Consider the following 12,090-nt stretch of genomic DNA (forward strand, 5'->3'; position numbering starts at 1 on the left):
CTAAAATAAAATTATAGATTTTGAGAGTATTTTTATGCTTCCAATTCAGGCACATTATGAATGTTGTAATATCGACGTGCCCATTCTCGCTTAATTCTGTCGCCTTCTTTTTTATCAAACCATAAATAAAGAGAACGTCCCAATTCCCCGACATCGACAGGCGCGTTATTAAGTAAAGCAATCAATCTGCGCGCTTGGACAAATAATTGGCTTTCCGTTTCAGCACGCATCAACGCAATAAAACGCATTTCATTCATAAGGGGCTTATCGCCCTCTTTCTTGCTTTTGGAACCAAGATAGGACGCAGGATGTTTTTCGGCATATTCTTTTACATGTGCCAAGGCATAAGCTGTCAGGGTCAACCAATTTTCACGGGCGAGTTTGTTTTTCTTGGACAGCTCATTCCATTTTTCAAATGCACTTATTTTCCTATACAGACTACGGAAAGGGGTGATTTCAAGGGCTGTAATCACATCGGGTTGAGCAATTTCTTCATCGCCAATCAACGCAAGGCGTTTCAATTTGGCGACCGAAGCACGATTTCGATCTGGATTGTTTTTATTTATAAATTCATTCCACCAATCCTTAAAAATAGGATGATATAGGTCTCGGGATTCATGACTCTTTGGCTGGGATGACTGTTCATCTTTAGTCTTTGTCACGCCGCTTTCCTTTTACTTTTGCCACTTTGTTTTGATTGCAAACCCAATGCTGATTGAGCCACTTTTAACCATAAAAGCTTGCTCAGATTATCTTGTGCAAAGACTAATCGACGGGGATTTTGACCTGTTAAGCTGCTGACATCGACAAAGGCATTAAAAACCGAATATGCTTTTTGACATAAATTTTTATGCCATTCTTGTCGCAAATCTATATCATTTATACCTAGACAGCCGCTTTGGGCGCTACGCTCCTTTAAGACCTTCAGATATTGTTGAAAATCAGGTTGCGTTATGTCCCAAAACTGATCAGAGGCCTCTTTTAAAGATTCTTTGGCATTGGAATCAATGCGATAGCTCCCATCTTTCTGTTCCTGTCCATAAAGAGCAATACGACAGGTAGAAAGAACTGCGCGTGCAGCTTCATCTGTAGCATCAATGAAATCTTTGACTGATTCTTTGAGATTTTCATGGCTATCAGGAAGCCACGGCGTTTCAGCATGAAGCCATTGCCGAGCCTTCCACTTATCCATATCATAGCCAAAGGCTTCTATTTTTTCTGGCGTCGCGACATCCAGAATATCTTCGATTTCTTCTTTGCGGGATCCCCAATTTTTTAAAGACTGTGCTGGAGTACCGTTAAAGCCCCACCATCCCAGCCAGTCTTTATAACTGGAATTTCCCGCATGAGGATGGATGGGTAATAATTTCTTATTTTTATCGCGGTAATAAGGGGATAAGGGATGTTGCCAACATTGATAATCGCCTCCAGGATTTTGGTTGCGATAATTCTCAACAACTAGCCCTTTTTGGCCAGTCAGACTGCATTCCCCTTCAGTAAAAACCAAACGAATTCGACGAGGACAAGCAAAGAAAGCCAATGCGAGCGGTCGTCCATCTGACGAAATGCTTACCCCCTTATTGGATAGAATTGTTGGTTGCAGCCATGGGAATATCTGCGCTTGAATAGCCGCCAAATCCTTCTCATCATGGTTCTCAAGATAGGGTATATTGGCCCAGACTTTATCCCATAATCTCGTCATTTTTTGGCCTGATCGTAAAGGCGCAATCAGAGTTGTAAGAGGCCCCCCGCCCCGCAGAGAAGTCCGATAACCCCTCCCGCCCGAAGGCGCATAAGTCTGGAGTGTGATAAGTGCTGCCGCTGCATAAGGCTGACAGAGCGCCGTTACTCCACCTCTTTTGACGAAAAGATCGGTATTATTTTTTTCAGTATTTTCCCCCGGTGCCTCTATCAACAAACTACTGACCGGCTTCGGCAATTGGGCTTCAAGCGAATCAAAATCCTGAAAAGCTAAAGGGCCATTCCCGTCAAAGTTCAAAGAAGGAAGAAAAGGACACCATTTTTCCTGAAGCTGCGCTGATGTAGGCGGCGTTTCAAAATATTCAGCCCATGCACCAGCCTCCCTCTTCAGGAAAGGAAAAGCTAGAAAAGTCAAACCGATCAAGAATTCTGAGACGGCCGCATTCCAATCAACACGGGGAAAATCGAGCGCCATAACGGGATCAGTGGCAAACTGATCTGTCAGGCCACAAGGAGAAATATAGTCTTTCTTCCCTGATAACCGTCTAACCTCAAGCCAAGGATCGGCTAACAAATTAAAAGGCATAAAAAATATCCTTTTGCCGTAAGGAAGAATATTGAAATTATTTTCATAATTAAATGGCACAAGGAAAGTTTAACAAAAGTTAATTTTTTGAGTTATGTTATTTAATAATTTTTTTTAAAAGAAATTAAGATATAAATATTTGTTTTTATTTAAAAAAATTATTTTTTATACACTCTTCAATAAAATTTTCTTAAAAAAGTAATATCATTGAAGCATTTCAAGAGTTATACTGTCTTAAAAGGTCCCTCTTTATTCTTCCTTACTTCAAAGAATATTTTTGGCTGGATTAGAGAGATAAGATCACTGTCCGTGGAGGATAGGTATTATCTAAATGATCATGAGAATAATGATACACGATATACTCTAATATTAGTAATAATATTGCGTCATCATTTTAAAATTATGACTTTGGTTTATCGGCTGATCATCACGCGACTCTACCTGATCAGATTAGCGTTGCTATTCATTCGAAATGAATAAGTATTTTTTCAATAAATTAATTTATTAAACAAAATAATAAAAATCACATATCAAAAAAGTTATCACAAAATAAACTACGGATATATCCTATAAAAAATTCATCAATACTTATATAGTAAACAAAAAATAATATTTATTACATTGAATACTAAATTATAGATAAACCTTTCTCAAAAGAATAATAGACTTTTCGTTCTTTTCCTGATGGATCAATAATACAGTTTTCCCAAACACCTTTCTCTGGGCTCGACCTTAAGGGTAAAATACGAGGCGCCTCATAATGTTTCGACCATTGATCTTGCATCTTCTGGACAGAAGCATTGAGAGAAGCATCCTCTATTTCTGCCACTTCTTTAAACTGATTATGGCGCAAGGTGATTTCAGATAAACGCCAAGCCAGCCTTTCATCCTCTGCTTGTGCCCAAGGCGTTAAATGCCCGTTTCCCCAGCATCCTAGACGCAAGGTCACCCCCTCCGCGTCTAATCGAGTAGGTGTTTTGGCATTCACCTCGAAGAGGGTCTCTTTATACTCATTCTCTATTTTTAAAAAATTGAAGTTAGCCATACTGCGTTTTTCGTTACGCTTACTGCACGCAATATTACTCGCCTGCTGTAATGCCTCAGGACAATCACCATTCTTATCAAAAACAGGTTCAATCAAAGAACGAGGAGATTGGCTCAAACAAGGCAGTCCACCCATCTTTTCTAATGTATACACTGTCCGCCAAAGCTGTCCGAAATCACTATAAACATACTGTCCTTTAGGAAAAAGACTGCTGACCCAATCTTCTGGCGCATCTGCTATTGCGGAATGACTTACAAGCCATAATTCAGGCGGTGATCGATCGGGGCGATGGGTATGGCGATGCAACCGCCCTGCCCGTTGAATAAGCAAATCCATCGGGCATAAATCGGTTGCCATATAGTCAGCATCCAAATCGAGGGATTGCTCTACCACCTGTGTAGCAATAACGATTTGTCCCGCCCGTTGTTGGATCGTGCTCTCTTTTCCCAACAGCATTAAAATTTCATTTTCACGCTCTTGTCGGTCTTTCAGACAAAATCGAGCATGAAATAAATGCAATTTCACGGTTTCAGGGGCATGATCTTTTAACCATTCGTAAGCTTCTAACGCCTCGGAAACCGTGTTACGGATATAAAGGACGCAATTCCCTTGCGATGCCTTAAATAATATCGTCTCTAAAACCTGTTCAACAGAAGAGAAAAATTTAACCGGAAGGTCTCTGCGACTTCCGCGCAAGGCTGCAAGCGGATATTCGTCAGAGTGTTTCTCGGGATCGACATAAGTCACCAAAGGAAAAGGGGCATTCCTCTCTACGACGTTATAATCCCCACCAAACGCCTGCACAAATCCTCTTTTTTGCGCCTGTATCAGGGTTGCCGATAGAATAATAACCGATCCCCCTAAGGCAGCTTGAAATTCTATCAGCGCTTCGATGCCCTTTGTCATATAGCCGTCAAAACTATGTGCCTCATCAATAATAAGAACACGACGGGATAAGGCCGCTAAACGCAAATTGTTATGGCGAACGGGTAGAACGGCTATTAAAGCTTGATCAATCGTTCCGATGCCGAATTGCGCTAAAAAAGTATATTTCTTATTTTCAGCAAAGAAAGCCGCACAATTGACTTCTGCAGGTATATCATCAGGGTCATTGCTGCCTTTTTTATATCGAGAGACACCCTCAATCGATATTTGGAATTTTTTATGAAAATCACGAGCGCTATGAGCCAGCACTAACGAAGGCAAAGCATTATCAGCAAATAACGCCCGATATCCCTTTTCTATACGAGCATAAAGGCCATTCGCCGTCGCCATTGTCGGAAGCGCCCAATAAATACCTTCAGCAGAGCCACTTTGCATCAAGCGATGCGCCAGAATAAGCGCCGCTTCGGTTTTACCGGCACCGGTAAAATCTTCAATAATATAGAGATGGCTGCCCTTATTGGGTTGCTGTTGCTCCGCCCATTTTTGTAAAGGCGTGGCCGTTACATCTTCTTTGAAATAGCTTTTTAAATCAAAATGCGTGGCGATAGCGGCTTCTGCTAACTGCGCTTCTGTGATAGCGGTTTTTGCTTTTTCTTGGGCTTTTTTCCAATAATCGGCCAAGGAAAAATCTGGTTTTTCATAAGGGAACCATCCTTTTTCGGCATTGGAACCGAGCCAATCGGCTAGGATAACTAATCCTGCAATGCACCATGTAGCTTCTTTAAGGGCATTTTTTTCAGATCTTTGAATTTCTTTTCGTTCTGGCCAACCGAATAAATCAAAAATATCTTTGATATAATTCTGGGCATCGTCAATAGCGGATGAAGCGATGGCATTACCTAAGTTTATTTCTGTTGCCGGTGTTCCGTGATGGGAAAAAGCGGCATGAAGCCAGTCGTCAAAATATTCGTTTTTCTTAAAAGTGGGATCAATTCTGTCTTTGCATTTTTTCCAAAAAGTATATCCAACATCACCATGCCCATATCTCAACCAGTCCTCGCTATTCAGCGTATGCCCTGATATTTCTTTAGCTAAATCCTCATTTTTAGATTGGAAATTTTGAGCAAATTTTCCAATATCGTGCAAAGCCGCCATCAAGATAAGTTGATGTTTCACCTCTGTTTCAGAAAAAGCGCCTTTTTTAGCGATTTCTTGCACATAACGGGGTCTAATATCCAAAATCGCTTCCATCGCAGCTGCAACATCCAAGCTATGATAGGCCAAAGGATGCCACAACATTTTTTCAGGTAAATCATCAAGCGTTTTATATTTTCCCCAATAGGATTTAATATATGGTTCAATAGGTTTTAAGAAAACAGAATTCATAATAACTATTACTCATCTACTTTAACTTTTTAATCTTAATATCGCCTTCTATAAATTAATACTCATTTTTAAATAAGTATGCTTTTTACATAAAAAGATCAAAAAATTATTTTATATGGATAAATCATAAACAACTTCTAAAATAATAAAGTAAAAATGATGTAACAATGGCTATTTTAGGAAATAAATACGATTTCAAAAATTATTGTTGATTGTATTATCAAGGATTTATTACTGCCAATAAGGCGGCCTTTATTGTATCTAATTTAGGGCCAAGAAAAATATATCCCAATTTTATATCAAGGATACATAAAGCTGGAGAGATAAAAACTATGAAAAATAATAAGTTTGAAATTTAGAAATAAATTGAAATAAAAAATTATAAAATTCGATCCTTATTCTCAGTAAATTCTGATTTTATAGCCCTTCGATAATCAGAATATAACTTAGGCTGCCTATCCATAAAGTAGCCACAGATTGCCTATATCTCTTTTTCTTTTTGCATGGATAACTTGAGAAACAAATTATGAATGATATACAATATCCACTTGTTTCACCGCCTAATAAGGGTGAAAAGGTGCTTCTACATTCTTGCTGTGCACCTTGCTCCGCCAGAATAATGGAAATTTTATCCTTGTCTGGTATTAACTATACTGTTTTCTTTTATAATCCGAATATTCACCCTGAACAGGAATATCTTTTACGTAAGGAAGAAAATATCCATTTTGCCAAGAAGCAAAATGTTCCTTTCGTTGATGGGGATTATGATCAAGATAACTGGTTTGAGCGCGCGCAAGGTCTGGAATGGGAACCAGAGCGCGGTATGCGCTGTACCCTGTGTTTTGATATACGCCTTCAAAGAACAGCGCTTTTTGCAAAGGAACATGGTTTTTCAGTGATGACTAGTTCTCTAGGCATATCGCGTTGGAAAAATTTAAACCAAGTGAACGACTGTGGGAAACGCGCCGCTGAACTTTACGAAGGGCTGACATACTGGGATTTTAATTGGCGTAAAGGGGGGAATAGCGCCCAAATGATCGAGATATCCAAACGTGAAAAATTCTACCAGCAAGAATATTGTGGGTGTATTTATTCATTACGCGATATGAATAGACGTCGTCGAGAGCAAGGACGGCCTGCTATTGATATAGGGAAATTGCAATATGGTAAAAAAGATTAAAGGGGCATAGCTTTAAAATTCTGCTAATATAATTAAAATATATCATTACTCATTTATAAAAGTTTTTTAAGACCTTGGCAGAGGGTGCACGCTACCAGCCTTTTGTGACAATCTTTGGCTTCCCAATCTTCGGTTAGATAGTCACAATGGGCACCTACATAAAAAGGCCGGTAGGGTGCTGTTTGATCTTTTACGATACAATTTTGTTAAATTCGTTACAGCTGTAGTCAATAACCTTGAAAAAAGGATACAGCTTCAAATAATTCTATGAATAATGTCTTTAAAAATTAAGTGCGGCCCTGATAACAGGAACCGCACTCAAAAGATTTTTCTTTAGCCTCCGCTACATTTAACCCTGTTTTAGCCTTTTGCTGTGGCTATCAGATTAAATGCGTTGGAGAGAAAATGAGATCGGTGTCTAGGCTGCCTTGTTGATATCATTTTTTTTGAGAGAAAAACGAACGGCTGCCTTTGCATGAATTTCCGTTGAATCATAACAAGGTAATGCAAGCATTCTCTCGTTAATGAGAAGCGGAATTTCGGTACACCCCAAGATAACCGAATCGATACCCTTTGAACGCGCTTTCTCAATAATATCAAGATAACGCTGCCGCGAAGAATCCTTGATTTCCCCTTGGCATAACTCACCAAAAATGATGTCATGAACCGCGCCTCTGTCATCCTCTTCAGGAACAACAACGTTCAAACCATGACTACGCATACGGTCTGTATAAAATCCGTGTTCCATCGTATAACGTGTTGCCAGCAGAAGGGGACGACGACGCCCATCTGCCTTTAAAGCGGCGGCCGTTTCATCAACGATATTAATGAGTGTTACACCTGACATTTTTTCTACGGTATCTGCTACGAGATGCATCGTATTAGTGCAAATCAGCACACATTCAGCACCTGCATGCGCAAGACGGGCTCCGGCAGAGCCTAAAAGTACCGCAGCATCCTTCCACCGATCTGCTTTTTGTAAGGCTACGACTTCAGAAAAATCGAGTGAATGCATTACTAAATCAGCCGAAACCAACCCCCCACAGGCTTCCCGTATAGCTTCGTTGATTATCTGATAATAGGTAACCGTTGATTCCCAACTCATACCACCGATTAGACCTATTCTTTTCATGCTTCATTCTCTTAAACTTGATTCCCAACCTAGGAATAAGAATGGCACCAATTTCGCGCGAATGGCGCGCGTTGTTATAGGCTATAATAGAATAATACGCGAAAAATATGCATAATTTACAATTATAGCGCAAAAATATTGCAAACCGTTTAAACATCCCACATTCTATAATGATGATTGATAATCGCGACCGTCGTATCCTTACGATACTTCAAACCAATGCCGAGACACCCCTAACCGATATAGCGGAACAGGTTGCCTTATCGCCGTCTGCCTGCTCACGCCGCATTACGCGTTTACGGGAGGAAGGCTATATAACAAACACAATGACCTTATTAGATAGGCAAAAAATCAACCTTCCCACGACAATTTTCTTGCTTGTAAAAACGGGTATTCATACAGAAGATTACCTTACGCACTTTCATTCAGCGGTTAATGCTATTCCTGAAATCGTTGAAGTGCATAGGCTGACTGGAAACTTCGATTATATTCTCAAACTGGTTTTACCGAATGTTGAGTATTATGATACTATATACAAACAGATCTTAAGGCGTGTCGCCTTTCACGATATGTCGGCCTATATCTCCATGGAAACAGTCAAGCTTTCACCGTCATTGCCGACAGCTTATATTTGATAAAAAACCAATCTTTGGATCCAAAATTCACTCAATGTATTTTAAGGATAGATCTAAATTTCCTTCTAATAAAAATGATAGAGGATGAAGAATGGTAGAACAGATGAATCATAAAATTGTGTGGGCTCGAAGACCGACAGGACTATCGACAGTGGATGATTTTATAATCGAATAGGCTATGATTTCCATGAGCCAAAATCTATATAAACGGAGTAGCCGCGTTCGACAAACTTATCCCTTATTTGTACCTAGTTATTTTAGGTGAATAGTATACTAGCTATGCACCCACCCAGTATATTTTTGCGTAAAAACAACTCAAAAATGCACTAAAACCTTACTTAGTTATTAAGATTGATGCGTGATAATTAAGCAAAATCTACCTACTAGGAAATATGAAGGCATATAGATTAAAACTGAAATCACAGCTCACCAAAGATAGGCCATATTGCTCCGAGCTTCACCACGTGTGGCCCAAGTTTTACTCCTAATGATAGTAAGAATGGGTACACATAATGCCGTATTTATGAGCCAACAGGCCTTAACTAAGCGCATGCATGCACCCGATCCATTGATACAGTAAAACGTGCGCTCACTATACTAAAGTAGGACACTGGATTAAAGTTCGTCAAATTGACGACAGAGGTACAGTTAATGCTTATGGTCTTAGTGACCCTGTTGCCTAGTCAGGAGCACATGAAGGCGATAGCCTACGGCATAGCTTGTTTTCAGCTTCTGTGGTGGTATCTTCTGACAAGCAACCTGACAAAGACAATCTAGACACACAGCCCCTTCTCTACGGTCCTTGCCAACTCTTTATCAGGGACAACAGTAATTACCTACGAGTTCGAGTATGTTGCTATCCCCCCAGTCCTTCTTAGAAGGTTTGGAAATAAATCTACTAAGTCGTCAAAAGTATGATGACTAAGAGCTCTCTCAACAACCTATTCTTTTAAGAATGACTTATAGAAAACGGAAAAAATGCCTTTCTTACCGTGTGATATAACCCCCAAAGCTCCCCCGATAAAAATACAAGGGATCAAGACAAAAGTCATTCCTCTGATTGCCAAGTCAATTCAATGGGATGGACAAGGATGCTGGATTGAACCTTTCTTAGGTTCCGCCGCAGTGGCCCTCAATATCGCGCCGCAACGGGCACTATTGGCTGATACAAATGAACATTTAATTAGATTATATAAAGAAATTCAAAATGGATCTATTAATGGCAAATCCGTACGCAACTATCTTGAAAAAGAAGGAAAAACCCTAATAGAAAATGGAGAAAGTCACTATTACTATATTAGAGATAGATTTAACGATCATGCGAACTCTTTTGATTTCTTATTTCTTAGTCGATCATGTTTTAATGGGATGATGCGGTTTAACAAAAAGGGACGATTTAATGTGCCTTTTTGTCGAAAGCCAGAGCGTTTCCGTCCGGCACTTGTAACCAAAATCACAAACCAAGTAGAGTGGGCTAAAAAAATAATAACGGGGAAAGATTGGAAATTTGTTTCTCAAGATTGGCGTTCCACAATTTCCTGTGCACAGCCTAATGATATTATATATTGCGATCCACCTTATGTCGGCAGGCATACAGATTATTATAATGGATTCACAGATAATGAATCCGACGAACTTGCTAAGGCATTAAACAAAACAAAAGCCTCCTTTGCTTTATCTAATTGGTTAGAAAACAAGTATCGTCGGAATGATTATATAGATCGTTGGTTTTCAGATTATCCCCAACGTACCATGTCCCATTTCTATCACGTTGGACCACAAGAGCACCTTCGTAATGAAATGATAGAAATCGTTGTTTTATCTAAAAAAGCAGCCGCCATCCCAACAGAACATGAGGAATTAAAAAAGCCTTTGGTTAAAAGAGCGGAACTGGGTTAAATTTGAATAATCTTCTCTCTCTTTTTTTGTCCGTCCATACTGACGCCAGTATTTTAGGAATTCATCTTCAGATGTAAACGGGCCACGCCCATGCCAGAAATCATCAATATTTCCATTGATACTACCGATATTAGTCGTGTTTCCACTTCCAGCACGATCAGAGGCAATCTTCCATTTCTCTTGTACAAAAAATTCCACATTCCCAAATGGAAGTGGAATTTTTTCCAAATCTTGTACTGAGAATTTATGCTCAGCAAGTGACTTCTTGCTTGCTATTCTATTATATACAAATCCTATAATCCAGTGTTCAGAATAATCTGAAAATGGGTAAACAATATTTTTCTTTTCATTACCTTCTCTTATGAAACTAGTATATCCGCCTAATGTATAACTGAACTTATCTTTATCATGTATTCGGTAAGTAGTCTTAACATCTATTGCAATTTTTTCAGGTTGATCCTCCCCTCTATGAAAAGTAAAATCTGGATAGTGGTTTTGAACATTGGGTTCTACACATTCATAACCAAGAGACTTGGCAGCAGCATAAACGGCTGGACGACTAACCAGTTCAAAAATAGTACTGAGCACTTTAGTATCTGCACCTAAAGGATAAATGCATCCAGATCTATCAACAATACCACAGACTGCATAGGCATTAGATAATTTACTTATTTCACTAATAAGAGTAGATTTAATAATATTCATAATAGACGCCCCTTTATTATCATAAAATTTATTACCAATTACTAGGTAAAAAGTATGATATATTGCAATATTATATTTCTATATAATCATTATAACCTATAACATCTAAGGTTAGACGCTAGCAGCGTTTGAATTCACTCCTATATCTTTAAATGTATAAAGGGAATAGTAAGGACAGGTACTTTCTCGGACAAAACGTGGATGATAACAGAACCGTTGATAAAGATGATTCGCCTTCGTGGTAAGACTGGGCTGCCGACTGTGTCGCACATGCCATTAATGATATTCTGACAGCATGAAAATGGAACAAAAAGACAGAAAATTCCTGTCAAATTGCATTGGGTCCGAGGTGGTTCAACGAACTTGGATTCGATGCTGCGGTTGATCATCATGCTAGTGATTTTCCAGCGCAGCTTAAGGCAGCTTGCCTAAAAGGTATTGATGTCTATTTCGAAAATGTTGGTGATAAAGTCTGGGATACGGTATGCTCACTTCTGAATGATTTTGCACGAATACCAGTCTGTGAGCTTATCTCTCAATATAACGATAGAATACGTTCCCGACCGGGCCGGATCGCTTACCAAAAGGGATGCTTGATGTATTAAGCAAAAGCTTACTCATCCATGGATTTATCCAGCTGGAATTTGCTGACCAACGCGAAGAATTTTATAAACAAGCCGCTACGTCGATTTCTGAAGATCGATTACGTTATCGCAAAGATATTATTGTCGAAGGACTAGAAAACCCAATCGATGCCTTTATTAGGCTGCTACAAGGACACAACTTTGGCAAGCTTATCGTCCATGTTAGCTAAGTAGAGAACCGAAATTGTAAAGCCAATTTTAGATCTTCCTCACGCATATACTCAAGAACAAGATCATCTGATAATTTTGTATAGTGCTATTTCCACATGGTAAACTCAGTCGGATTATGGCA

Annotated in this window: 9 protein-coding genes; 4 read left to right on the forward strand and 5 right to left on the reverse strand. The window is 39.3% G+C overall.

Annotated elements, in window-relative coordinates; genetic code table 11:
- Positions 1 to 32 precede the first annotated feature (32 nt).
- The 3 genes from casB to ZYMOP_RS05230 form a co-directional block, all read right to left on the reverse strand.
- Positions 33 to 662, reverse strand: a complete 630-nt coding sequence (gene casB / locus ZYMOP_RS05220) for a type I-E CRISPR-associated protein Cse2/CasB (protein WP_013934305.1) — start codon at positions 660 to 662, stop codon at positions 33 to 35.
- Positions 659 to 2,287 carry a type I-E CRISPR-associated protein Cse1/CasA gene (casA, locus tag ZYMOP_RS05225; RefSeq protein ID WP_013934306.1) on the reverse strand — a complete coding sequence of 543 codons (1,629 nt, stop codon included), beginning with the start codon at positions 2,285 to 2,287 and terminating at the stop codon, positions 659 to 661. The genes casB and casA overlap by 4 nt, the downstream gene beginning before the upstream one ends.
- A 628-nt stretch (positions 2,288 to 2,915) precedes the next feature.
- Positions 2,916 to 5,603 (reverse strand): CRISPR-associated helicase/endonuclease Cas3, encoded by a 2,688-nt coding sequence (locus ZYMOP_RS05230; RefSeq protein WP_013934307.1) that lies wholly within the window; start codon positions 5,601 to 5,603, stop codon positions 2,916 to 2,918.
- Between the two features lie 526 nt (positions 5,604 to 6,129).
- Between ZYMOP_RS05230 and ZYMOP_RS05235 the strand changes: the two genes are divergently transcribed.
- Positions 6,130 to 6,783 carry an epoxyqueuosine reductase QueH gene (locus ZYMOP_RS05235; protein WP_013934308.1) on the forward strand — a complete coding sequence of 218 codons (654 nt, stop codon included), beginning with the start codon at positions 6,130 to 6,132 and terminating at the stop codon, positions 6,781 to 6,783.
- A gap of 418 nt (positions 6,784 to 7,201) precedes the next feature.
- Here ZYMOP_RS05235 and ZYMOP_RS05240 read toward each other — a convergent pair whose 3' ends face one another.
- Positions 7,202 to 7,915: an aspartate/glutamate racemase family protein gene (locus ZYMOP_RS05240; RefSeq protein ID WP_013934309.1), complete on the reverse strand. Its 714-nt coding sequence runs from the start codon at positions 7,913 to 7,915 to the stop codon at positions 7,202 to 7,204.
- Positions 7,916 to 8,088: 173 nt separating this feature from the next.
- Between ZYMOP_RS05240 and ZYMOP_RS05245 the strand changes: the two genes are divergently transcribed.
- Positions 8,089 to 8,550: an Lrp/AsnC family transcriptional regulator gene (locus ZYMOP_RS05245; RefSeq protein ID WP_041582031.1), complete on the forward strand. Its 462-nt coding sequence runs from the start codon at positions 8,089 to 8,091 to the stop codon at positions 8,548 to 8,550.
- Positions 8,551 to 9,528: 978 nt separating this feature from the next.
- Positions 9,529 to 10,449: a DNA adenine methylase gene (locus ZYMOP_RS05250; RefSeq protein WP_013934311.1), complete on the forward strand. Its 921-nt coding sequence runs from the start codon at positions 9,529 to 9,531 to the stop codon at positions 10,447 to 10,449.
- On the opposite strand, the gene ZYMOP_RS05255 is transcribed toward ZYMOP_RS05250, so the two are convergent.
- Positions 10,411 to 11,154 (reverse strand): type II restriction endonuclease, encoded by a 744-nt coding sequence (locus ZYMOP_RS05255; protein ID WP_013934312.1) that lies wholly within the window; start codon positions 11,152 to 11,154, stop codon positions 10,411 to 10,413. The two genes, ZYMOP_RS05250 and ZYMOP_RS05255, sit on opposite strands and share 39 nt — an antisense overlap.
- A gap of 589 nt (positions 11,155 to 11,743) precedes the next feature.
- On the opposite strand from ZYMOP_RS05255, the gene ZYMOP_RS09500 reads away from it, so the two are divergent.
- Entirely contained in the window at positions 11,744 to 11,968 is a 225-nt protein-coding gene (locus tag ZYMOP_RS09500; protein ID WP_049778867.1) for a hypothetical protein, read from the forward strand.
- Positions 11,969 to 12,090: the final 122 nt, after the last annotated feature.

This window comes from Zymomonas mobilis subsp. pomaceae ATCC 29192 (assembly GCF_000218875.1).
Taxonomy (GTDB): Bacteria; Pseudomonadota; Alphaproteobacteria; order Sphingomonadales; family Sphingomonadaceae; genus Zymomonas; species Zymomonas pomaceae.